Below are 25,658 nucleotides of genomic sequence, written 5' to 3'. Positions count from 1 at the left end.
TTTTTGAAATTCTTGGCGTCTTTGATATTCTGTGGCTGCGGCTAGATAAGCAGAGATATTGTTGGGATAGTAGCTTTTAGTTGCTTCTAAAAAATAATTTAGAGCTTCGTCAAACTTGCCCTGTTTTTTGGCTGCAATACCCAATTCGAGTAATTTACTGCCTCGATGATAGGGAATAAAACCATTCGCTCGTTCGATCTCTAGTCGAGCATCCGCTTCGCTGATTTCCAGTATCTTGGCTAAATGAGAAATGTGATAGTACCAATCTTCAAACCAGACTCGAATTCGCTGGTAGCCATAGGTTTGCATATACTGCCAGATCTCTTCCCGTTTATCTGCTTGACCCCCATGTTCTACCGTTAATAAAGCCACTTTCCAGCGATGGAAGTTAATCGATTTTAATACTTCCAGTTCGCTACCTTCCGTATCGACGCTCATATATTCAATATATTCGGGGGCATTATAACGAGCTAAAATTTCATCCCCCCTGATGGCAGGAACTTCGATCACCGAACCCGAACTAATCTTTTGTTGGCGAAGATCGGCGTGAATATCATCCTGGAGGTGGGAGATTAAACCCCCTATTGCCCCCGCATCCACAAATTCTAGTTCTTTTTCTGGTTGAGAACATATGGCATAGTTCGTAGCAATACAAGAACGATTCTGACAAACTTTGGCATACCAACGGGGATTGGCTTCCACGACAATACCATTCCAGTCAAAATGCTCTTCCAAATTAATCGTATTGCTATTGGCTACTCCATCGTGTCCCCCAATTTCGACAAAATAACCTTTTTGCTTAAAACGAGTCGAGCGCAAAACCCATTCATCCTGTTGAATTTGGGAGATTGGCGGTAATTGGAAACTCCATTCTTGTTCTGGAGTGACTAATTCCAGGGGGAAAGTTTTAAAGTGAGGTTTGGGAGGATTGGTTCGAGCCACAAGGGAACTTAACCGCACAAAATTAGATTGGTGGGGACTGAGTTTCGTCAAGCGCAATGCCAGATTAATGGGAGTAGGAAGGAGAGGTTGGGGCAAGGAAAAAGTTTTCCATAAGGTTTTGCGATCAAAGTTTAGGGCAATGGCTATTTCATTTTTCAGAATTTCTACTTGAAATCCCGTTAAAGACCTAATTTTGGCAAAATTATAACGACGAGCAATAGTTGTGGTTTCGTTTAACCCATCTGCCATGATGCCCAAAGATAGTCGTTCTTCGTTGTTTAAAGTAACTTGCAGTAAGGTGGTTTTAGTTTGGGAGTTGCTAATTTCTAATGCTAGTTGAAAATCTACTCCCAGGGTGGGAATTTCATAGTCTGCGGCAAAATCCAAATAAAATTCATTTCCCATGGTTAAACTAGATTTAGCTTGGAGTAAGATAAAGTCTTTTTCGTAGCGACCAGGAGAAAGTAACAGAGTATCTCGACCAGAACTATCGACGGAAGTAGTGGCAAAGCCATAGGTACTAGAAGCTTCCATATCCCAAAGCAAAGGATTGAAACTACCCTGTTGGTATTTATTACCATAGGCAAAACTATCTCGAAAAACGGAAGTAGTCTCTTGGGTTTGGTAGAACAATTTTTGTAGCTCAAAAAAGCTTTGTTTGGCTTTGCCGTCGTGGTCTAAAACTCCAAAACTCTTTTCTTGTCGCAGGTCGAAAGGACGATCTAATAACTTATACCAATAGATACGGGAAATAGGATCGCCAATAGCCGAAGCTTGGGGAAGTTGGCTGATAAATTGCGACTGGAGGGATTCATCTCGCAGGTGATTGTGGTAAACATCAAAAGATCTTGCCCCTACTTCTGTCAGCCAAACTTCTAAACCATCAATACCCGCCTCTTGAAACATCTGATTGAAGTCTTCAATTAGGCTTAAAGAAGACTGGAATAAATCTTTGTTTTGCTTTTTGTGCAACATAAAATAAGGGTAGGGGTGAAAAGCACAAGCATCGAATAATTGGCTTTTCCCCAACCTACGCCTGTCTGAAATAACTTGTTTTAGATCTTGTATAAATTGGAAGCCAAACTCTGGAATAAAGTAAAAGTGGTCGTGAACTCCAGAACTACGCAAAGAATTAAAAAATTCATCTTTAGGCAAGCGATTGGACAAAGCGGGGACTTTATCGTAATGTCCGACAATACCATTTTCTGCCAAACCAGCTACGCAGATTTTAGCATTGGGTTGGGCTTGACGAATGGTTTCCGCACCAGGAATCAAGACATCATCGATAAATTCTTGGGAAGTCCAAGGTCTGTGTCCTGCCCCTTCTGGACGAGACAGATAAAAATCGCTGGCATTGGGTTCGTTCCAAACTTCCCATTCTTGAATTTCGGGAAAACGTTGCAAGCAACCTTGAAGAAACTGTTTGTAATTGTGGGTAATGGAAGGGCGGTCGAAAAAATATTCTTTGGCTATCTCTGGAGGAGGATTGATCGTAAAACCTAATACTTTGGCATCTTTAGTAATGGCATTAAGAATTTGTCTATAGCGATTGACTATTTTGGAATTCCAGACAAAATTGCCGTCCTTTATTTCAACCAATTGATTCCAAATTAAAGGAATTCTAATATATTTAACCCCCAATTCCTGTAGTTTTTCGACAAAGTAGGTTTGAGGTAGTTCGCCATAGTCGGGATTCTGAGTAAAAAAAGGAGTATTTAAGCCAAAGTACATAATTATAGTCGTTCTAATTAATTTTCTGATGGTCTTTTGGAGGACTGGGAGAGGGTTTGGGGATCTGTTTTTTAATTTCTCAGCCATTTACGACTGAAGGATGCGATTTCAGCTTGACTATAAAAATGGGAAGTATATTTACTTTGGTAGAGTTGATCGACTAATTTTTTGGGTAGAGTAATATTTTGTTTAAATTCTTGATAAATATCACTATATTGTTTATGTTTTCCTACGTTACTGTTGGCTAATTGAAAATTGTCAATTTTTAAAAAATTAGAGATCGCCCTTTTTCCTATATGGTTGAGAGATTCCAACCGCATAATTAATAAAGATCTATTATCTCGTTTTGGATAAATTTTATATCCCCGATCGCGATCAAAAGGTAATTGATAAGGATCGATTCCAGTTAAAAAAGGAATTTCTGAATCTATCCAATGCAAACAATGATTGTGGGGAAAATTTTTAATAAAAGTTCTGCACAAATTGTTTAAATCAATTTCTTGGCGACGATATTTTTTTATTCCTTGAGGAAGGTAATTATTAAGACTTTGAAAAAAAGCCGAAATATTTCTCGATATTGGTTCTCTGGTTAAACTGATTGTGAGAATTTTTTTATTGGTTTTGTTGATAATATTACTTAGAGTAATACTTTCGATTATATGTCTTAAGATAGGTTGTTTTTTACGTTTTGCAACTTTAATAATTGTACTAATGACTGTCGAATTTAGATAGTGTGTATGTAAAACGGTAGTATCATTATCTAAATTGACTAATCCATTATAAATCGAGCTAGAACCTACTTTGCCCATTTGATGAACGATAATAATTCGATCTTTATTATGTAATTCTTCTTGCAGTTTGGTTAACTGATAAAGTTCTAGGTAATCTGCTATTTCAGAGCTAGAAATAACATCGGCAAATAAATTATTGTTCATTATTCATTTTTTCAGTCGATTTTCTAGACCAAATATTTCTAAATTCAGTTATTTCTTGAGGTGTATAAAAATGATTTACCATTTTAGATTGATACATACTATTTATATAGCGATCGGGTAAAATAATTTGTTGTTTAAAATTACTATACAAGCGAGCATATTCTTTTTTATTGCCTATATTTATTTTACTTAAAATAAAATCATCCATATTCAAAAAATCTTTAAAAGCAGTCGTACAATAGGAGCGATTTATATTTTCTAACCTTAGTAATAGAATAGTTACTCTATCTCGCTGATAAATTTGATATTTTTGCTGAAAATCAAAATTTTGTAGATATAAATCAATACCAAATACTGAAGATATTTCCCTTTCCAACCAAATTAATGGCTCTTGATGATTCTTTTTGGCTAAAAACTCTTGAATTAATTTTGCTACGGTTATGTCCTGGCGATCGCGATTTAGATAAAAATCATCCATATAGCGATCGTTAATTAGTTCAAAAAATGTAGAAATATTTCTCGATATTGGTTCTCGAATAATAGTTACTACTTGAACTTTTTTATGATTATCCTGAATGTTTTCCAGAATTAACAAGCTTTCAATTAAGTGTCTTTTAATAATTCCATTTCTATGCTTAAGATTATGCTCTATTTGCAGTTTTAGTTTATTTTTATTTAAAAAATGTGTATGAGTAACAGGAATATTTAGAGAACTCCTTTTTAAAGTTTTGACAATTGAGCTAGAGCCAACTTTTCCCATTTGATGAACTAGAATAACTTCTTTACTTGTTGCCAATCGTTTTTGCAATCCCAACAAATTATATTTATGTAAATATTCCTGATAAGTTGCTAAATCTGGAATAAAGTCCGTAATGCTAAAGTCGGCTAAAAAAGAAGGATTCATTGCGATTGAGTTAAATTTTTCCTAAGTTTTATGTTTGAGATAACCACAAAATATAGAATAAGTGATTTTGTCTGATTAACTAAGCAACTTTTTGATAGAAAACTTTACTCAAATCATTAGAAGTATAGATACTCTCTTGCTTCTCAGCAGTTAAATTGAAAACCTAATAATAGAAGAGTGAGGTAGTAATTCTAAATCTTCTTCGAGAATTGAATAACCTAGATAAGTTATCATCGCTCGCATAATGTCGGGTTTATTTAGGGCAAATCCTTGATTATTTTGGGCTTGTTTTTTAGTTTTGTCAGAATACTGCAAAATTACGTTTGCACCTTGTTTTAGTTTGGGCTTGAGATTGAGTAAATAGTCGTATATGTATAGAGGTTCTAAATGTACGAAAACCCCAAAAGAAAAAACATAGTCAATGGAATTATCTGCTATTCGAGGAAAATCAGTACCATTATTTTGGATAAAAGTTAAATTTTCCTGTTTGGGAAATTGCTCTTTAAGTAAGCCGAACATAATATTGTTGATATCGACGCAATATAATTGTCGAAAACCTAATAAAAATTGCGTCCAACGCCCTCCCCCTGGGCCAATCTCAATTGCCTTCTTATAACTATCAATATAAGGATTGACAAATCTGGTGGATATTTCGAATAAAGGACTATTAGGATCTTTGGGGTCGCCCCAATGTATTCCATAATAAGCATCTTTCCCTTGCTTTTTAGCAAGTGCTTTAGCGTTATCAGTCCAATATTTTCGATTAAAACTAAGATCTGGCATATCGATTAATACTCCTGTTTTATTAAATAAAAAAATCAAACTTTTTGCATAATTTGTTGCACCATTCCTCGAATATCATAAGTAGCGCGACCAAGACTCAGAATGCTTTCCACCGACATTCCGCCATCCTTGGTTATTTGACGCAAACCCCGATTGCGGACGATGGCTTCATACATTTGGTGTTTGGAAATTGCCCCCTGGAGGGAATTAGAATAGTTACCCGATTTGAGATAGTCTCGATGGTGGTAGTTGGCTAGTTGTTCGGGAATTACACCGATATCGTATTTCATTAAAAAACGAATATTAAAATCCCAGTCTCCTAAAACTGGCAACTGTTCGTCAAAACCGCCAATCTCTTCATAAACCTCCCTAGCAAACAAAAAACTAATAGGAGCAAACATATTCATTGATGCCATTTCATAGAGAGGTACTGTCTTAACCCATTCTTGATAGGGACAAGAATCGACAATCTCGATATATTCATCGTCTATAATTACTTCTGAAATTCTTTTGGCATGAGCAATAACTCCCCGCATCGAAGCTACAGGAGGATTTTCTAGAAACTCCACAGTACGGGCTAAAAACTGTGGCTGCCAACTATCATCATCATCGTGAATAATCAAATACTTAGACTGAGAGTTGGCGATAGCGCGATTGGAAGCGGCTTCCATACCCAAAGACTGGGGATTGTGGACGACTATTACTTTTCGCAAATCGGCGGGAGAATTTTCGATAATTCTCTCAACTTCCTGGGGATCTCCACCATCGTTCACTACCACCCAAACAAAATCTAGAAAGGTTTGATGAGCAACGCTTTGGGCTGCTCTTTTTAACATTACAGGACGATTTTTAGTTCTGGTAATTACAGCGACAGCAGGAAGTTCGGGGTCAGATTTAACGGGAGCGATAATTGCAGGAGAACTAGCTTCATTATTTTTGGCAAACTCTTGTTGCTTCTGTTGGTATTTTTGGGGGAATTCTAGAGCAATTTGTCCTTGTTTCCAAAGAGCGTGTCGCAAACGAATTTCGGAATCTCTTTCCATCATGCTGCGGGCGTGGCGTAGCAATACTGGGTTTGTCTCTGACTTACCAAAATCCGCAGAGCGAGAACGAACTTCTAAAATATTTACATCTTCAGGAGAGGGAAAACGAATTTTACCGTCTAAAACCTGCCAAGCATCGCGGCTTCTCTCGCGTATTGACTGCAAGCTTTGAGGGGTTTGACAACTCTGAAAATATTCTAAGACACCGCGATAGTGTTCTTCATTGATTCTTGGTAACTGGTAATCGGCGTTTTCGTAAGCTTTGGGCGGTTGAATTAGATTGTTATCATTTTGTCTCAAATATTCCACACTGGGTAAAGGAGGTTCTAATAAATCTTCAATGATGTGATGATAGTAATGAATGCAGGTAGCTGGCTGAGAGGGTAGATATTGATAGGATTCAAACATCAAACCAATAACATTGAAAAAGTGCCAGTTATTTTTCTTAGTCGATCCTATGCGCCCAAAATATAAACCCAACCAATCTATTTCGGGGTATCCTTCCATCAACAGACGCTGAGTGGTGGCTTGCCAACCACTATCGACTAAAACGGCATGGTTTTTTTCTCCAATCAGATTTTGTAATTGTTGCTCGAATAGTTGGGCTTGCGAGTCGTAATGATTTCTTAAAGCATTGCCAAAAGGACTATAGGAAGCAAAAATTTGCTTGAGTATTTGTGGGTTGGGTTTGGCGTTTAAGATTTGCTGGGAAAATTCTTTACTGAAATTATAATCTTTGCCGATTTCTTTCCATTCATAGTCAGGAAGCAAACAGGGCAGCATCTTACTAACAATGGTATGGTCGAATTCTCCTGCAATAATTTTAAAAGCAGCATCGGGGTTACGACGATAAATCCCTTTGGCAGTCATATAGCGGGAGATCCAAAAATTATAAGTGGGATTTTTGGGCAATTCGCATTCTTGGGACTTGAGAAATAATTCGTAAAGATATTGCAAGCGTAAGCCAGCCCTAGTACAAAACAAAAAGGAACAGTAACGATTGTCGTATGCCAGAAAATGTAAATACAAACGATGGCAAAAATCGAAGAATATAGGCCCAAGAATCTGTCTGGCAAATTCAACTCTTTGCTTTTTTAAACTGAGATTTTTAAAAATGGTGTTTTGATTCATTGGTTGTTAGTTGTTAGTTGTTAGTTGTTAGTTTTTAGTTGCTATAGCCTTCCTGAAGATTTATTTGCCTACTCATTATTCATTACCTAAAAAAAGTTATCTAGTAATTACAAAATTCTTTGCTTTCATTTCTGCTTGGAATTTTTCCTTTTCTTGTTGTCTTTCTTGTAAATAAAAGTCGGGTATGGGTAAATGAATTGCTTTTAAACCTTGCACTTTAGCCTGTTGTACGTCGCCTTTTAAGTTATCTCCCAGATGAAGTATTTGAGAGCAGTCAAGCTTTAAATCTCTAGCGACAAAATTGTATAGAAATCCCGATAGTTTAGTTAAGCTATAGTCGGCACTAGAATAATATTTAGCTAGTTTGAGATTAGGATAAGCTTGATTAACTAGCTGATAAATATGTTCCCCAGACATATACATATCGCTAATAAAAATTACTGGCTTGTTTTGAATTTCGGGTATTTTCAAAAAGGCTTGTAAAACAGAATTTACTCTGAGATTTTCTGTTTCGTAAGCTAATTCGATTTTAATTAATTCAGGAATTACCCAGCGATCTAAGTTGAGGATTTTTGCCATCAAACTGAGAACGTCGATCAGTCTACCTTCCTTAACCCGACAGTTTTGACTTACAGTACGATAGCAGACGTGAAAAGCTGTTAAACGCGCCCCATAGATTTCTTCAAGGGGAATATCTCGAATATCTTTAGCCATTAAAAATTCTTTAACTCTGGCAGACATTTCTAAATAACGATAGGGTTCGTATTTAGAATTTCTGAGTAAGAGAGTATCAAAAACGTCAAAAGATAAGATTTTTATAGTATCTAGAGCGAATCGTTGTTGAATAGTTTTGTAAAGCAGATCGGCATAGTACGCGCCTTTTTCTGGTTGATATAAATCTTGGCTGTGGGCAAAGGTTTGTTCTAAACTGCCTATATTGCTAATAACGCTAGCTATGGTTGAATTCATTTCAATTATTTTTTTGATTGCAAGCAGTAACTTAAAAGAAGAAAAATTATCGAAAAAATGTTTAACGTTTTCTCTCTACCAAGAGCCAATCTTGATATAAACGACTTCTTTTTTTCTGCGCCCAACTGCCAGGATGGTAGGTAATAATTTGTAGGTTGGCTTCATCTAATAGTTCTTTTAAAATTGGTATTTCGTAACCCGTAAAGAAACTCTGACGTTCGTAGCCATACCACACTCCAGCATCATTTTTACGCAATCCTTGATGTAATTTAGTCCGCTCTCTAAAACTAAAAAATTCTTCATTGATAATAAAAAAAGTGAAATATCCCACCCCATTAACGGTCAATCTCCTACCTATTTCTTGTAAATATTGGCGAGTATCTTCTAAACGCAAGTGATTAAAAGTGGCAACAGCAAAAATACAATCAAAATGTCGATCGCCTAGAAAACTGAAATCATAGTTATTTTTTTGCTGATTATTTTTTTGATAGTAATAGTTATTAATTACAGGAATTTGTTGAAATTTAAAGTTCCTACTACGGTTGCTAATAAATTTATTACACCAATTAATTACTTCAGGATGAACGTCAAGCCCTAAATAGCTGCCATCTCGATTTAAGTAGTGAAACAAGCCATTGGCTATTCTACCCGCACCACAACCAATTTCTAAAACTCGGTGATTGCGTTTGAGCATACATTGTTGGACGATATCCTGACTATAAAGCAACATATTATCAATATAGTGAGGGATATTATGGCTGCCACAAAACTCAATTAACTTTTGGGGTGGTAAAGGATAATGGGCTTGCTGTTTTAATTGCTCGTGAAACCTCTGGGCAATTTGAGAAAAAATACTTTCCGTACCGCGATCGATCGAACTTTCTAAATCAAAAGGTTCGGTAGCTTTCTTCTCTTTCTTTTTATCGATCGCAATCTGTAGTTGTTTTTTAAATTCGGGATGACTGGGCAATAATTCTACCGCTTTGGTCGATGCTTCGATCGCCTCCTCGTATTTTCCCTGCCAGCAAAAAACCTGTCCCAGACAATGATAAGACCAAAAATAATTAGGATTAATTTCAATCGCTTTGTAATAAGCTTCGGCTGCTGCTTCTAAATTATCTTTTTGAGCTAGAGTTTCTCCCAAAAAATGGTAAGCTTCGTAAGCTTTAGCATCCAAAGCGATCGCTTGTTGAAAACTAGCAATTGCTTCATCTATTTTACCTGCTTGTCTTAATTCCTTACCCCGTTCGAGGGGTTGTTTGGTAGTTGGTGAAACATCGGTAATTGGCATTTTTTTGGCGAACAATTTTTCCCAGAATAAAAAGTTATTAAATTATGGCGAACGATCGAATTCCCTATCCCTAGCAATAGCGATCGCGTAACATTAGATGCAGTTGTTTGATAAATTGACTACTAGCTTTTTTCCAGGTTAACTGAGAACCTTGGGCGGTAGCAGCAATAGCAATTTGATTTAATTTTGCGCGATCTTCGATTAAGAATTGCAACCAATCTAGGGTGTAGCCAACAAACTGTTTATTATTTACATTTGGTACGGTCAATCCTACTTCTAGATGGCGAACTGCTTCTGTAATCCCGCCGACATCCGAGGAAATGACTACCACACCCAAGCGCATTGCTTCCCAGATAGTTAAAGGTAACCCTTCCCAATAAGATGGTAATAATAATATATCAGCCCATTCATATAAACTGTTAATTTCATCGATTGTTAAAGCTGGAGGATGAATTAAATCCGTCAGAGTAGCTAGATAAGTTTCATAATTACCGTCCCCCACAATACTGTTTCCGACTAATTTCCATTCCAGGGGCAAAGACATTTGGCGCGATCGCTCGACAATTTCTACCAGTCGATCCAATCCCTTCTGACGGTCAAAACGTCCTAAAAATAGCACTCTTAGAGTAGCTGGCTGTTGCTTTCTTCGTTGCTGCTTGCGATCGACAATGGCGGTAATTTCCGCTTCGGTTAGAGGATAGCCAGTAGCGTTAGGAACGACAATGATTTTTCCTTCGGGAATGCCCATTGCGCGACACCAATCAGCCATTTGATGGGAACAGGGGATAATTAAATCATAAGCGTGTTCGTAGCCCAAAGTAAGATAGCCATGACCAGCAGGACGATTCCTAGGGCTGAGATCGTGGACGTGAAGAGACATGACAGTGACTACTCCCGACCGTTTTAACCGTGCCATAATTTTATTGACTGTCGGATTGTGAAAGTTAATTGCTACATCCAGCCAACCCAATAAACCTTGGGCGTTGATTTGTTCTTCTGGAATCGACCAAAGATCGTTTTTCGTTCCAAAATAGCGTTCCCCTTGCCAAGGATTCATTGTCGGCTGGTAAAAATTAACCGTACTAAATACCCGCGCCCAAGGGGGTAACTGCTGCATTCTCTCACCAAAGACAAATAAATGGACTTCCCAGCCTGATTCTTGTAAGACACGGGCGAGATTTAACGCTACTTTTTCTACACCGCCAAATTCTAAAATCGAGAGAATAAAACCAACTTGCTTGGTAGAAGAACTTAGTTTGGGATAGACAGGGCGACAGTTCAAAGCAATTCTGGCATCTTCAAACATAGTGGAACGGGGAGGAAGATAATTTTGATGCCAATCCCAAGGTTGCGATTCGATCTTGGGTAAATAACGGCGTAAAGCTTTAAAAGTAGCCAGAAGATTGTAAGTAGCATCGGCGATCGCCTTTTCTGCCAGATTTTCAATCGGTAACTGTAACTTTAACTGGCTAAGATGGGGTAGGGGATTGGGAGTTATCAAACTATGAATCCACACTTCCTCCTCATCTAAAATACATTCGTCCATGACTCTAACTGTAGTCATTAACAAAAAATCCTGTTCTCCCAGAATGAAGTTACTCAAGCGATCGCGGGTTTTCATGACGATCGCCCTATCCTGACTATTGGCTGCTAAAGTTAAACAGGCAAAATTAGCTTCTTCCTGTGCCTTTTCTAAATGCCAGAAGACATTGTGAATTAAAGATTCTTCTTCTAATATTTCTAATACCGAACTATGGGCAAATACTAAAAAAAAAGGACGGTGATAGCGGGTGGGCATCAATCGTCCTCGGTGATAATCTGCTTGAAATTCTTCCATCTCCAACTTACGCTGGGTCATAGCAGGATCGCTAGTCAGTCTAATTTCTCTAGTATCCGAAACAAAAATTCCATAGCGGGGGGCTTCTTGTTGTTCCCAACCGACAATATTTCTCGGACTTAACAGCCCACGATGCTTGCGTCTCATATATGCTGTAATTCCCTGACTGTCTCGTTCGGAATTACTCAACATACTTTCAAACCGCTTGCGATATTGAAACCCCGACTCTGGTAAATGTTTGCCTCGATATCCTGCTGCAATAGCTTGCCACCAAAATTCCCAATCTTCAAAACCCAATCTCATCGATTCGTCGTAGCGACAACCCGCTGCGAACACTGCTCGACGAATCATACTCCCCGCTTCGCAGACATTAAACCTAAAATGACGGTTTATGGAATATGCACCGCGATAGTCAAAATCGTTTCCTTCATTTTGACCGAACATATCGATGCTGGGATACACCCAACCAACAGAATCATCATCAACCAATGTTTGATAGGAACGTTCTAAAGTATGGGGAGAAATCCGATTGTCGGCATCTAAAAAATAGATTGCAGCGATCGAATCCCAAGTATTGAGAGCAAATTCTACCCCTGTATTTCTAGCAGCACTCAAACCCCCATTGGGGCGATAGAGATAATACACCTGTTGGGGATAGGCTAAGGCAAAATCACGACAGACGCGATCGCTTTCAGCAAATTTACAGCCATCATTAACCAAAATAATCTTGTAGGGTATTTCCGTCTGTTGGTTTAACGCACAAGTAACAGCTTCAGCAACCAAGACGCTGTGTTGGTATAGGGGAATGATAACGGCGATTTGGGGTTTGGTTGCTACAGACATAAATCAATTAATTACTGCATAACATCAGCTATTAACTATTAACAAAACTGGTATAACTTAGCTCGTTAATTTTATTCCATTCAGCAATAGCAGTACGAAATTGATTCCAGCTATCATATATTTCCTTAAATACAGGGCTGCTAGCAGATTGTTCGGCATAATAGCTTTCTGCTGCTGTTTGGGCAGCTTGTAATATTTCTGGGGGATAGGCTACTAATTTCGTACCTCCAGACACAATAGTGTTCAATGCTTCTCGATTGAGTGCGTCATATTTAGAAAGCATATTGAGATTGGCTTCCATCGCTGCGGTTTTAAAAATATCTTGATATTCTGGGGGCAATCGATCCCATTGAGATTTATTAACTTGTACTTCTAGGGTAGGACCAGGCTCCCACCAACCAGGATAATAATAATAAGATGCTGCTTTATTTAAGCCTAACTTGAGATCGTCATAAGGACCTACCCATTCCGCTGCATCGATCGCGCCTCTTTCTAAGGCTAAATAAACGTCTCCCCCAGGGATGACTTGTACGTTAACTCCCAGGCGAGACATTACTTCTCCTCCCAACCCAGGAATTCGCATTTTTAAGCCTTTTAGATCTTGTAGGGATTTAATTTCTTTTTTAAACCACCCCCCCATTTGCGCCCCAGTATTACCCGCAGGAAAGTTCAGGACGTTAAAATCGCTGTAGAGTTTGTGCATTGCTTCTAAACCGCCACCGTGATAGTACCAAGCATTTTGTTGCTGGGCAGTTAAACCGAAAGGAACGGTAGTACCAAAAGCTAAGGCGGGATTTTTACCCACATAATAGTAACTGGCAGTATGTCCACATTCTACAGTGCCATTTTGCACCGCATCTAATACTTCCAAACCAGGAACGATTTCTCCTGCTGCATAGGGTTCGATGGTAAAACGCCCTCCCGTCATTGCAGAAACGCGATCGCAGACTGTTTGCGCCCCACCATAGATCGTATCCAAAGATTTAGGCCAACTAGTTACCATGCGCCATTTAATCTTGGGTAAACTACTTTCTTCGGGGTTGCCACTGGTAGAACTTTGGGTTTGGTTGCAAGCTACCAAAATACTGCTAGTAGTTGCTGCCATCGCCAAGCGATCGATTAGTTGTCTGCGTTTCATGTTTGCTACCTTAAAAGCTATCTGCTACACAATTAATGAAATGACATCGATCGTCTAGCATTTCAAAGATCGATCGATTTTACCAAACAATTTTTATAAATTGGAGAGATAGTAAATTAAATCTAAATCTTAAAGCGATCGCAACCCGAGAGCTAATAACTTTAGCGATCGCTTTATTAATACGAACATTTTGTAACATGGGCAGTGCACTTAAAAGAGCAAAAAATTGTGTCCAAATATACGAGAATTGGCTAAATATTTCTCCCAGTCCCGTCAAGCGGGATAATATCTCCTTGTCCCCCAGTCCCCCCATACGAGGGCGACCGAAGGAAGTGCCTGTGGTGCAAGCCGTCAAGCGGGATAATATCACCCAAAACAGTCAAATGTAAAAAGTCTACCCTTGTAAGCTACCCACTACCCACTACCCACTACCTACGAGCTATTAAATTAACTCGGTCTAAGATAACCTCGTGCGATGACATCGCCCATAGACTCTATCTATGATTAAATCGATCTTCTGTCTATGAATAACCGATCGCTTGGAGATTATAATTTTTCTATCTGTAAGGGTTATAGTTACCAAAATTTCAATGAAGTACCGTTAGAAATACTATCGGTGGGAATACTCGAATCAATTAACCACCAACTACTGTACGGGCAAACGGCAGTTTGCCCCTACTAACTACTAACCAGAAATATACTATAGCTGCGAATTTCAAGAGGAGAATTAATCAATGGCTGACAATCGAAGAAGTCAAGAAGTAACCAAGGGAGACAGCAGATCTCCCAATCGTGCCATGTTAAGGGCTGTGGGTTTTGGCGATGATGATTTTAATAAACCCATTGTGGGCTTGGCTAATGGCTACAGCACGATTACTCCTTGCAATATGGGGATTAATACCCTTGCTTTGCGGGCTGAAACTGCCCTGAGAGATGCGGGGGCAATGCCGCAAATGTTCGGTACGATTACCATTAGCGATGGTATTTCTATGGGTACGGAAGGGATGAAATATTCTCTAGTATCTCGCGATGTGATTGCCGATTCCATCGAAACTGCTTGTAACGGTCAGAGTATGGATGCTGTCTTGGCTGTGGGTGGTTGCGATAAAAATATGCCTGGGGCAATGTTAGCGATCGCTCGAATGAATATTCCTAGTATATTTGTCTATGGTGGCACGATTAAACCAGGGAAACACAACGGTCAAGATTTAACCGTAGTTAGTGCTTTTGAAGCAGTAGGACAATATAGTGCAGGGAAAATCGACAAAGAAGAGCTAGATGCGATCGAGCGTAAAGCTTGTCCTGGGGCTGGTTCTTGTGGCGGTATGTTTACGGCGAATACCATGTCTTCGGCATTTGAAGCAATGGGGATGAGTTTGCCCTATTCTTCGACAATGGCAGCAGAAGATGAAGAGAAAGCAGAAAGTACGGAAAAATCAGCTTTTGCTTTAGTTAATGCCATCAAAAAACAAATTTTGCCCCGTCAAATTATGACTCGCGAGGCTTTTGAAAATGCCATTAGCGTCATTATGGCTGTGGGTGGTTCGACAAATTCTGTCTTGCACTTACTGGCGATCGCCAATACCATTGGAGTGGATTTAACGATCGACGATTTTGAAACCATTCGTCAAAGAGTCCCTGTAATTTGTGACCTCAAGCCCTCTGGAAAATATGTTACAGTCGATCTCCACAAAGTAGGGGGCATTCCTCAAGTAATGAAAATGCTTCTAGTTAATGGCTTGTTGCATGGAGATGCAATGACCGTGACTGGTAAGACTATTGCTGAAACCCTAGCGGACATTCCTGACAATCCTCCCGCCGACCAAGACGTAATTCGTCAGTGGGACAATCCCGTTTACCAAGAAGGACACCTAGCCATACTTAAAGGTAACTTGGCGAGCGAAGGTTCGGTAGCTAAAATCAGTGGCGTGAAAAACCCTCAAATTACTGGTCCTGCCAGAGTATTTGAATCGGAAGAAGAATGTTTGTCGGCAATTCTCGACGGCAAAATCAAAGCTGGCGATATAATTGTCGTTCGTTATGAAGGACCCAAAGGAGGACCTGGAATGCGCGAAATGCTCGCTCCCACCTCCGCAATTATCGGTGCGGGTTTGGGGGATTCTGTAGGTTTAATTACTGATGGTCGTTTTTCTGGTGGTACTTATGGCATGGTTGTAGGTCATGTTGCCCCCGAAGCTGCAGTAGGCGGTAATATTGCTTTGGTTGAGGAAGGAGATAGCATTACCATCGATGCCCATCAAAAATTATTGCAACTAAATGTTGATGATGGAGAATTAGCCAAGCGTCGCAGTCAATGGAAAGCAAGACAGCCCAATTACACTAGAGGGGTGTTAGCTAAGTATGCCAAGTTAGTTTCTTCTAGTAGCCTTGGTGCGGTTACCGATTTAGGTTTGAGTTAATTTTTTTTAAGTGCTGTAGGCTTGAAATTATTGTTAATTTGTTTTGGAGAGAGGATTCCCGTCCTCTCTCTTTTTTTATTCAAGTCTTAAGCTGATATTGAGATTTCAGTTCAAAGCTAGATTGTAAGTCTACTGTATTTGTAGGTAATGTATATTCATATTGATATACAAAACTGACACTAATCTTGTTTTTACTTGATGTAGATTTTTTCCACCGACAAACTTAAATAACTATGGTTCAATAACTTTAAATGTAAGAACAAAAGTATAAAGCATTGGTCAGCTAATAATGTCGCACGAAAAGTTATTTTTTGTAGCTCTAGGCTCTAAGCTTTCCAATCTGCATATTTTTCCCAACAGAAAACAAACAAATTGCAAATAGCATTACCTATTTACCAACGCCACAATTTTTAAATCGTTAACAATTCAACAAGTAATACCTAATATTTCGATCGCGCGGAAAATTTTTGATAAATCATGAATGAATACACAATCACTCAACTGACAGATAACAATCTCAACGATAGTAATCTACAAATATCTGATGGCAATGTTGTCTGGAGTGCCAACGATGGCAATGATGAAGAAATATTTTTCTACGATGGCAATTCTGTCACTCAAATTACCGACAATCAAGTTTTTGATAATACACCCCAAATTTCGGGTAGCAATCTGGTTTGGCAACGAACAGAACAAGACCCCCTAGTCAATCTTTTTGCTAGCAGTGAAATTATTTTTTATGATGGGACTGAAACTTCACTGGCTACTCTCGAAGGCATTACTTTGCCAGCCATTTCGGGAACTAATGTTATTTGGTCGAACGGGGCAATTACTGGAGGACCGATTTCTTTCTACGATGGTACGGCTACAACTCAGATTGCCGATGCAGGCTTGTTGTTAACTCCAGGTTCTGGCTCGATCTCGGGAAATAATGTGGTTTGGACTGGAGATTTACTAGGAGAAACTGCGGGGCAAATTTTTCTTTATGATGGGACGAATACAACCCAGATTACCGATAATAATTTAACTAATCTATTGCCATTTGTTTCGGGAGAGAATATCGCTTGGATTGGGATCGATGCCGTAGCTGGAGAAGAAAACACCGACGTATTTTTTTATGACGGGACAACAGTAAGCCAGTTAACTGATAATAATAGATTCAATGCCATTTTAGATATTTCGGGCAACAATTTAATTTGGCTTAGTGGGGATTTTTCTCTCAATGGAACAGAGATATCAGGTGGCGAAGCAGAACTATTTCTCTACAATGGTACTGAGACTATTTCTTTGAGCGATGGCGTTCCAGTGGGTGCTGGTGCTTCTATTTCAGGCAATAAAGTAGTTTGGGCAGGAAGCGACGGTAACGATACAGAAATATTTGTCTACGATGGCAACACCACGACTCAACTTACCGATAATAATGTTGATGATACCCTTCCTGTAATTGATGGAGATAGTATTGCTTGGCAAAGCGATAGTGGCGGTAATTCGGAAATATTTTTAGCTACTCTGGATTCAACCAGTGATGGAGGAGATAATTCTGGTAACGGAGATGGAAACGGAGATGGAAACGATTCTGATGGAGAAGACAATCCTCCTAACACTGTCTACCGATTTTTCAATAACGATACGGGAGTTCACTTCTACACCGCTAACGAAGTCGAAAGAGATGCCGTAGAAGACTTACCCAACTTCAATTTTGAAGGTGCTTCTTATCGGGGGGTCGATCCTCTAACAGGTGCGGGAAATCCAGTACCCGTATACCGTTTTCTCAATCAAGATACTGGAGTACATCTTTATACTGTGTCGGAAGTTGAAAGGGATGCCGTAGAAGACTTACCCAACTTCAATTTTGAAGGAGAAGCATTTTCTGCTTATGCTAGCGAAGTAGACGGTTCAATTCCGATTTATCGCTTCTTTAATAACACTACAGGGGCGCATTTTTATACTCCCTCTGTGGCAGAAAGAGACAATGTAGAAGCTAATTTACCCGATTTTGCATCAGAAGGTATTGCTTATTATGCTTTACCTTCGGAATTGTAAATCATAATAAATACGGGAAGTTTAGTTTTTAGTTCTTAGTTTTTAGTTCTTAGTTTTTAGTCTTTAGTCCTTCATAATATAGAGTCAATTGAGCCTTTGGAGACTTATAAAAAAGGTAATTAGTTATTAGTTACTAGTTATTAGTTACTAGTAACTAATAACCAATAACTAGAGCGATCGCTCCAGTTATTAGCCTAACCCGAACTCAGGTTAGATAATTAACCCAAGCCAATACGACCAGCCAAACTAGCACTTAAGGGAGCTAAAGTAGCTAAAGATAAAAATAAAGCCAACAAACCCAACGCAGCCCGATTATCGTCTGGTTCGGTCAACTCATCTTGTACGGGGCGTTCGAGATCTCGCTGTAAAAACAAAATTAACACTGCCCAGTATAAGGGAATCGGATTAGCAGGATTAAACAAAGAAACAATACCCAAAATAATTAGGGTAGCCAGAGTCGATTTTCTGCCAGTTTTGCGACCGTAAATAGCATGAACTATTCTGCCTCCGTCGAGTTTGCCTGCGGGTAAGAGATTTAAGGCGGTAATTACCAAACCCAACCAACCAATCACCACTAAAGGATTGATGTCTACTATGGTAGTTTCTAAGGCAGAACCTAAAATTACTTTGGCTAAAGCACCGACCAAAATTGAAGCGCGGAAGAACTCCGTGGGCAATTGAAACATACTGCCAGGGTGAGATAAGACTAACCCTGCAACTAATAAAATTAAAGAAATAATCCCCGCTAAGGCTGGTCCTGCAAAAGAAATGTCAAATAATACAGTACGGTTGGGTAACAAAGATTCAAAACGAGTAATTGCCCCAAAAGAACCAATTTGCCAAGTAGGTAAAAAGAAAGGAATACTCAAACGAATGTTATTACGGCTAGCAACTATGCGATGACCGATTTCGTGAGCGATCAACACTGCCCACAATCCTAAAGCGAGGGGTATGGCTTCGGCATAACGTCCAAAATTGTTGAATAAATCGAAACCCTGTAGCAAACTAGCTGCTTCCAAACTAGTAAGGATAGTACCGATAAATAATATTAGGGCGAGATTTTTTTGTGCCAGGGTAGTGGCTTGGGGATCGTTGGTTTTGGGCAGAATGACTACTACTGGTTTGCCTTCGGGACTTTCAACCAAAAATAAACGATATTTATCGCCAAAAATAGCTTCTAGTTTTTGATTCATTTTGCCATGAGATTCTGCTGCTTCTCCCCGCAGATTGCCCTTGAAAATTGCTCCGTCTTGGTAGGGAATGGTTTCGGTAGCAAAAAAGGTATCAATCCCAAAAACTCCTTTTAATTCTGCTAAATCTTCATCGGGAATGGGCAATATTTCCGTAGCAATTCCCTGAATATCGACTGATTTATCAGTTTGAGCCGATTTTTCAGAAATTTCTGCCTCTTGCTTGATTCTTTCTGCTGCTTTTTGTTGTAATAAGGCTTCTTGTCCTGCTGCCCTTAGTTGTTGTCCCAACCAAATATAAAGACCGATAGAAACAATTAGTAAAAAGAGTATGCCGACTAAATTGAGGTAGATACCTACAGCAAATAAACCAAAAAAGAGCAACCAAGGGGTCATCAAAACGATGGATTGCAACCAAGCCAAAAGTCCTAATCTACCAAAGCCTTTGGCTCTGTTGTAGCCCCAAACTAGAATGGCAACAGCAGCAGCAAATATAAAAAGTGTAGCAAAAGATTCCGATCCGTTTAACATTAGTTGTTTAAATTAAATTAGCTGGAATAGCACGATCGCCCGATCGCGATCGCAACCTTGAGATTTACGATTTGATAATTCAGGATTTTTTATTATTTTATTATCGATCGCGAACTGATAACTATCAGCATCTCTATTTATCGAGGATCGAGCGTAAATTACCTTGATTTTTTGCTAGCAATTCTGTTCCCGTTGTAGCATCAACTCCCGTCCAGTGCATTAATAAAGCTAATTTGACTTTTTTATTGCTTTTTTCTAGCAATTCCTCAGCTTGCGATCGCGATAGTTCCGTCAGATCGCTAATAATTCGCAGGGCGCGATCGTGCAATTTATCGTTAGTCACTGCAACATCGATCATGCGATTGCCATAAACTTTACCTAAGCCTACCATTGCCCCAGTAGAAATTATATTTAAAGCCATTTTGGTTACAGTACCAGCTTTGAGCCTAGTCGAACCTGCTAAGATTTCTGCACCCACTAGCAAGCGAATATCAATATCGGCATCAATCGGTACTTGTTCGGCACTGACACAACTCATAGCTACTGCTGTCGCACCTCTAGCTTTTGCTTCCTGTAAAGCTCCATGTACGTAGGGAGTCGTACCTCCAGCGGTGATGCCCACCACCACATCTAATTGGGTAACTCCCCGATCGGCGATCGCTTTTGCTCCATCTTCAGGACGATCTTCTAAAGCTTCAGAACTTTTAACTAGAGCATCTTTTCCCCCTGCTAAAATTCCTTGGACTAATTCGGGAGGAGTACAAAAAGTGGGAGGACATTCGGCTGCATCTAAAATCCCCAATCTACCGCTAGTTCCTGCCCCTACGTAAAATAGTCTGCCCCCTTGTTTCAATGCCAATGAAGCAGCATCAATGGTCTTTGCCAGAGGAATTCGAGCTTTAGCGATCGCCTCAATAGTTTTTCGATCTTCCTGATTGAATAAATCGACGATTTCTAAACTAGATAAACTATCTAAATTCTGACTTTCGGGGTTGATCTGTTCTGTCAATAAATGTCCCCGCGACTCTAAATAATCCATAACCTATAACCTATAATGATTGGGGGACTAGGCGATCGCTTTGCGCGATTGTGCGTAGCTACTTTTTACTTCTTACTTATTATTTTTTACTTAAAGAAGCCCTTCTAATTGATTGCGAATACGGTCTAATTCATCTTTAGCCATGGTATTTTCTTCTTCGGGGGCATCTGCTAGGGGTTCTCGATCCGTTTCGGTTTCTTCTTTCTCTTTTGTCCAACTTAATTCTTCGACATTTTTTTCTGGGGGGATTTCTAGTTGTCCAGATTCAACAATTTTCCAGTCATAATCTGCTTGTTGGCAAAATTGCTTTACTTCTTCCGAGTCGATCGCTTCTACTTTTGCTTCGGGGAAATCTTGAGCTTCTAACAAACCTCCATAACGAATTGCATCGTCTTCTTCTTGGAACATTAAAATTGTATTGCGATCGCCTATTTGAATAGTATGAATACCTTCATCCTCAGTTCCTGCGTTAAATAGCAAAATGTGTACTAGCACGATTTACTCCCGCCTCTTCTCTGTATATTGCCAATTACAACATAAATTACCCTTATGAGTAAACTTGATATCATACTATAAATCAGAATTCAATAATTTATCTTAAGTTTTTAGTTTATTGAACGACTAATAACTAATAACTAGGGCGCAGCCCTTTATTGCACAGTCATGACTGTTTTTAAATACCTAAAAGCGATCGCAACATCTTACTAGCAGACTGTTGAGCTTTAACTATGGGCTGTTGTTGGCTGAGAAATACTTTGGCACAATTACGTCCTGGCATACCTGAAATAGAGCCTCCTGGATGAGTGCCAGCCCCCGTTAGATAAAGGTTATCGATGGGGGTGGTATAGTTAGCAATTTCGGGGAGAGGGCGCAGAAAGATCATTTGATCTAAAGTCATGTCTAGATGATAGTAATTGCCTTTGTCAGAACCCAGTCTTTCCCCTAATTCCGCAGGGCTTTCTACTCGACGGGCAATAATTGAATCTTGAAGATTGGGGGCGTATTCTCCCAGCTTATTCATCACATTGTCTGCCACTTTGTTTTTAAGTTCGTCCGTCCATCCAGTACCATTTAAACCCGTACCTTCTTTTCCTGCTATCTGATAGGGTGCAAAAAATTCAATCCACAGAGTATGTTTGCCTGCGGGGGCGAGAGTCGGATCGAGTACGGAAGGGACATCTAGATACATCGAAGGATTAGCATCGGGAATTTGTCCCATAGTAGCTAAAGAGTGTGCCTGTTCCACATGGGCGGTAGAATCGGCTATTAATACCGTACCGATGAGGTTGTGATCGTCTTCTTTATCCCAAGCCGTAAAACGGGGTGCTTCCGAGAGGGCGCAGTCGATTTTCAATATTGTCTCGTTATTATTAGTCAGGCGACGGTCTACTTTTTCTCGCAAGTCTGGATTTACCGCTTCTTCCGCTACCAATTGCAAAAATAGTCTACGGACATCAATATTAGAAATAATGGCTCGATTAGCTCGATATTCTTTACCTCCTGCTACTTTTACTCCTACGGCTCGATTGTCTTCAACAATTACTTCCTTAACCATCTGTTCGGTTAAAATTTTACCCCCCTTGGCAGTCACCAATTTAACCAAGGCTTGAGTTAACGCCCCAGTACCTCCTTGAGGACGAGCCATTCCTGGGTGGTGGCGCATGGCTAACATCATCAAACCTGCGGTAATACCTTTTTGGGAAGGCGGTGCGCCAATTTCCGCAGCTAGTCGGGCTAGGGGAGCTTTAACTAATTCCGTATCGAAATATTCATTGAGCAAATCCTCTGGGGCGGTAATCATGGTACGAATAAAGTTGAGGGCTTTATCTTTTGAACCCGCGATCGCCAGAGCATCGAGAATATTATCTTTTTTATATCCTCCTGCAATACCCAGAATAGATTGAGGTGGGGCATTAAAAAAAGGCGCGATCGCACTCATCAGTTTTGACCAGTAGCTAATAAATTCGACGTATTTTTCGGCATCTCTTTTGCTATGACGGGCTATTTCAGCCTTAGTTTTCTCTAGAGATTTATGACCTAAAAAATACTTTCCATCGGGCTGAGGACAAAAAGTGTGAGGATCGCAAGACAAGTATTTTAGACCGTATTTCTCTAACTGTAATTCTTCTATAATTGGTCCTAAAAAAATAAATTCATGGTCGATGGCGCAGAGGTTAAATTTAAACCCAGGTGCTTCTTTTGGTAGGGCTTCTTCGGTGGTAGCTGCACCTCCAGGTACTGGACGTTTTTCTAGTAATAAGACGCTGTAACCAGCATTAAGTAGATATGCCGCACAGACTAACCCATTATGTCCCGCACCAATGACAATCGCATCATACGCTTCCATTAAATTTATTGTTCCTTGTTTGAGATTAGCTAGACTTTGCTAATTATCTCAAATTTCAGCTTCGATTACGATGAAAAAATTAAGATCTACAATTTCAACTATTCAATCTAAGTTGGATGTTTGATTCCATCAGATAAGTTTTGATGTTATGGTTTTCTCGGACAGGAATAGTGAAAAACGCTATCATAAGCACTAAACTAATAAGTCAATATTCCTATCTCGCTATTTAATTAATGCTCAAAGTAGACTATCTACGCATCAGTTTGATTGACAAGTGTAATTTTCGCTGTCAATACTGTATGCCTGAAGAAGCAGAACTAAAATATCTCCTCAACCAAGAATTATTGAGCAATGCAGAGATTGTTTCTCTAATACGAGATGTATTTATTCCTTTGGGCTTTACTAAATTTCGCCTCACGGGGGGAGAGCCTTTATTACGCCCCCAACTAGTGGATCTGGTTGCAGACATTACTAATTTGCCCGCTACAGAAGATATTGCTTTGACTACCAATGCTTTCTTATTAGAAAAGCTAGCACAGCCCCTTTATAATGCGGGTTTAAAGCGGATTAATATTAGTTTAGATTCTCTAATTCCAGAAACTTTCGATCGAATTATTGGCAATCGGGGTAAAAGCCGTTGGCAACAAACGTGGCAAGGAATTTTAACCGCCCATCAAGTGGGATTCAATCCTTTGAAGTTAAATGTGGTAGTAATTCCTGGGGTAAACGATACAGAGGTTTTAGATTTAGCTGCTTTAAGTATCGAACGCAACTGGCACGTCCGTTTTATTGAATTTATGCCCATTGGCAATGCTGAGTTATTCGGCGATAAGGCTTGGATCGATTCGGAAGAAATACGCCGTGCGGTGCGCCAAAAATGGGGGCTAGAAGAGTCTAACATCAAAGGTAATGGTCCAGCCGATGTGTTTAAAATCCCTGGGGCAAAAGGTACGTTGGGCTTCATTTCTCAAATGTCTGAATGTTTCTGTGATCGCTGTAATCGCGTCAGACTATCCGCCGATGGTTGGTTGCGTCCTTGTTTGCTGAACGAGACTGGTCAAATAGACCTCAAAACTGCTTTGCGTAGTGGTGCAGATCCCCAAAAATTACAAGAACTGGTGAACCAACTTTTATTATTCAAACCAGAAATAAATTTTAAAGAGCGAGACAGTGGTACGGACGGTAACTATACTCGTACCATGTCTCAAATTGGAGGCTAATTCGATCGAGAATGATGTCTTAAGGAAGAAAGAGGAAGAATCAACATACATCTAACATCATTTCCCCTAGGGATAAAACTTGTAATTATAGTTTGCAGCCTAAAAACTATATGTTGAGAATTACCGCTAAAATTAGCTTCCAGGAAATGACTATGCCATTCTAGAGTAGTACTCAACGACTAGTAGCTCGTTTACTTGCAATGCTACCCATTCGCGCTCGATAATGCCATTTACTTTACCAGTAAAGGTATTTTTATCGAATTCTAGGTGAGAAGGAAGGTTAGCCAAACCAGGATATTCCATATTGGTTTCGACTAATTTACGAGAGCGATCGCGATCTCTGACTTTAATTACATCTCCAGGACGACATTGATAGCTAGCAATATCAACAACGCGATCGTTAACTGTAATATGTCCGTGATTGACTAGTTGACGGGCAGCAGGAATAGTTCCAGCCATACCCATGCGGAATACAGTATTGTCCAAGCGCATTTCCAAAAATTCCAACAAGCTTTGTCCTGTAGAACCAGCTACTCGACGAGCTTTACGAACGTAGCGAACTAGTTGTTTTTCAGTAACGCCGTAATTAAAACGTAGTTTTTGCTTTTCTTCCAAACGAATCGCATATTCAGAACGTTTGCGACGACTTTGACCGTGTTGTCCAGGTGGATAAGCTTTACGGGGGCTTTTTCTAGTTAAGCCTGGTAAATCTCCCAAGCGACGCACGACCCGCAAACGAGGTCCTCTGTAACGAGACATATATTAATTCTCCTCTGAATTACAATATTTTAAAATATCTCCAAATATATAATCATATATTAGTAATGGATAATTGACAATGAACAATTGACAGTTATTTATTCTTGTTGGTTTTTTCAGTGTGGCGATCGCTTTTAGGTAGTAGGTAGTAGGTAGTAGGTAGTAGGTAGTAAGTTTAATCTTCTGGTCGAATGCCATCTAACCAAGGGCAAAGCATTTTACCCACGATTTCTACTTTTATTCCTTCATTACTGCGGGTAAATAAAGCATAGGGAGTATAAGCTTCTGAATAATCCATACATTGATGCGTTCCTTCTTTACAAAAGGCAGCAAAACTAGCAATTATTTCACTTTCCAATCCCTCAAAATAATAAATATCTTTCTCTAGCTGTGTATCGCTGTAGTCTCCATCTATTTCGTCCTGACAATCTACAAATCCAGGTAAATTGATTGGATCTTTAAGGGTCTTGCACGCTTTTGGTGATCCAAGAATCAGGCGATCGCTACTGGCTAAAATGTCAATAAAAGAAGATTTTGTGAGTAAATAGAATGAGAGCTAAGG

19 protein-coding genes are annotated in these 25,658 nt (G+C 39.5%); 3 read left to right on the top strand and 16 right to left on the bottom strand.

Annotated elements, in window-relative coordinates; all coding sequences use genetic code 11:
* The 10 genes from AC33VI_RS16685 to AC33VI_RS16640 all read right to left on the bottom strand — a co-directional run.
* Nucleotides 1-2,673, bottom strand: a 2,673-nt coding sequence (locus AC33VI_RS16685; RefSeq protein WP_491783388.1) for an FkbM family methyltransferase, incomplete at its 3' end; no start/stop codon positions are given.
* A 71-nt stretch (nt 2,674-2,744) separates the two neighbouring features.
* Nucleotides 2,745-3,608: a putative capsular polysaccharide synthesis family protein gene (locus AC33VI_RS16680; RefSeq protein ID WP_491783387.1), complete on the bottom strand. Its 864-nt coding sequence runs from the start codon at nt 3,606-3,608 to the stop codon at nt 2,745-2,747.
* A complete protein-coding gene (locus AC33VI_RS16675; RefSeq protein ID WP_491783386.1) occupies nt 3,598-4,512 on the bottom strand; it encodes a putative capsular polysaccharide synthesis family protein in 915 nt (304 codons plus the stop codon). The genes AC33VI_RS16680 and AC33VI_RS16675 overlap by 11 nt, the downstream gene beginning before the upstream one ends.
* A 150-nt stretch (nt 4,513-4,662) precedes the next feature.
* Complete coding sequence (locus AC33VI_RS16670) at nt 4,663-5,295, bottom strand: class I SAM-dependent methyltransferase (protein WP_491783385.1); 633 nt, start codon at nt 5,293-5,295, stop codon at nt 4,663-4,665.
* A gap of 35 nt (nt 5,296-5,330) precedes the next feature.
* Entirely contained in the window at nt 5,331-7,469 is a 2,139-nt protein-coding gene (locus tag AC33VI_RS16665) for a glycosyltransferase family 2 protein (RefSeq protein ID WP_491783384.1), read from the bottom strand.
* 96 nt (nt 7,470-7,565) lie between these two features.
* A complete protein-coding gene (locus AC33VI_RS16660) occupies nt 7,566-8,438 on the bottom strand; it encodes a hypothetical protein (protein WP_491783383.1) in 873 nt (290 codons plus the stop codon).
* 61 nt (nt 8,439-8,499) lie between these two features.
* The gene (locus tag AC33VI_RS16655) at nt 8,500-9,729 is read right to left on the bottom strand and encodes a tetratricopeptide repeat protein (RefSeq protein WP_491783382.1); all 1,230 of its coding nucleotides are present in this window, start codon (nt 9,727-9,729) and stop codon (nt 8,500-8,502) included.
* A 70-nt stretch (nt 9,730-9,799) separates the two neighbouring features.
* Complete coding sequence (locus tag AC33VI_RS16650) at nt 9,800-12,409, bottom strand: glycosyltransferase (RefSeq protein ID WP_491783381.1); 2,610 nt, start codon at nt 12,407-12,409, stop codon at nt 9,800-9,802.
* 31 nt (nt 12,410-12,440) lie between these two features.
* Nucleotides 12,441-13,547, bottom strand: a complete 1,107-nt coding sequence (locus AC33VI_RS16645) for a TRAP transporter substrate-binding protein (RefSeq protein ID WP_491783380.1) — start codon at nt 13,545-13,547, stop codon at nt 12,441-12,443.
* A 79-nt stretch (nt 13,548-13,626) separates the two neighbouring features.
* Nucleotides 13,627-13,917 (bottom strand): hypothetical protein, encoded by a 291-nt coding sequence (locus tag AC33VI_RS16640; RefSeq protein WP_491783379.1) that lies wholly within the window; start codon nt 13,915-13,917, stop codon nt 13,627-13,629.
* A gap of 364 nt (nt 13,918-14,281) precedes the next feature.
* On the opposite strand from AC33VI_RS16640, the gene ilvD reads away from it, so the two are divergent.
* Nucleotides 14,282-15,967 (top strand): dihydroxy-acid dehydratase, encoded by a 1,686-nt coding sequence (ilvD, locus tag AC33VI_RS16635; protein WP_491783378.1) that lies wholly within the window; start codon nt 14,282-14,284, stop codon nt 15,965-15,967.
* Nucleotides 15,968-16,444: 477 nt separating this feature from the next.
* Complete coding sequence (locus AC33VI_RS16630) at nt 16,445-18,010, top strand: hypothetical protein (RefSeq protein ID WP_491783377.1); 1,566 nt, start codon at nt 16,445-16,447, stop codon at nt 18,008-18,010.
* A gap of 218 nt (nt 18,011-18,228) precedes the next feature.
* On the opposite strand, the gene AC33VI_RS16625 is transcribed toward AC33VI_RS16630, so the two are convergent.
* The 4 genes from AC33VI_RS16625 to crtO all read right to left on the bottom strand — a co-directional run bounded on the left by AC33VI_RS16625 (nt 18,229) and on the right by crtO (nt 23,117).
* On the bottom strand, nt 18,229-19,731 hold the full coding sequence (locus AC33VI_RS16625; protein WP_491783376.1) for a site-2 protease family protein: 1,503 nt from the start codon (nt 19,729-19,731) through the stop codon (nt 18,229-18,231).
* Nucleotides 19,732-19,864: 133 nt separating this feature from the next.
* Nucleotides 19,865-20,770 (bottom strand): N-acetylmuramic acid 6-phosphate etherase, encoded by a 906-nt coding sequence (gene murQ / locus AC33VI_RS16620; protein ID WP_491783375.1) that lies wholly within the window; start codon nt 20,768-20,770, stop codon nt 19,865-19,867.
* Between the two features lie 90 nt (nt 20,771-20,860).
* Nucleotides 20,861-21,265: a DUF3110 domain-containing protein gene (locus AC33VI_RS16615; RefSeq protein ID WP_491783374.1), complete on the bottom strand. Its 405-nt coding sequence runs from the start codon at nt 21,263-21,265 to the stop codon at nt 20,861-20,863.
* A 178-nt stretch (nt 21,266-21,443) separates the two neighbouring features.
* Nucleotides 21,444-23,117 (bottom strand): beta-carotene ketolase CrtO, encoded by a 1,674-nt coding sequence (gene crtO / locus AC33VI_RS16610; RefSeq protein ID WP_491783373.1) that lies wholly within the window; start codon nt 23,115-23,117, stop codon nt 21,444-21,446.
* 233 nt (nt 23,118-23,350) lie between these two features.
* On the opposite strand from crtO, the gene moaA reads away from it, so the two are divergent.
* Nucleotides 23,351-24,337: a GTP 3',8-cyclase MoaA gene (gene moaA, locus AC33VI_RS16605; protein ID WP_491783372.1), complete on the top strand. Its 987-nt coding sequence runs from the start codon at nt 23,351-23,353 to the stop codon at nt 24,335-24,337.
* A gap of 150 nt (nt 24,338-24,487) precedes the next feature.
* Here the strand turns inward: moaA and rpsD are convergent, their stop codons facing one another.
* Nucleotides 24,488-25,096: a 30S ribosomal protein S4 gene (gene rpsD, locus AC33VI_RS16600; protein WP_491783371.1), complete on the bottom strand. Its 609-nt coding sequence runs from the start codon at nt 25,094-25,096 to the stop codon at nt 24,488-24,490.
* A gap of 175 nt (nt 25,097-25,271) precedes the next feature.
* Entirely contained in the window at nt 25,272-25,454 is a 183-nt protein-coding gene (locus tag AC33VI_RS16595; protein ID WP_491783370.1) for a hypothetical protein, read from the bottom strand.
* Between the last annotated feature and the right edge of the window lie 204 nt (nt 25,455-25,658).

Source organism: Waterburya sp. (genome assembly GCF_058530065.1).
Note: the sequence above shows the minus strand (reverse complement) of the source record. Positions and strands in the feature narration are given on the sequence as shown.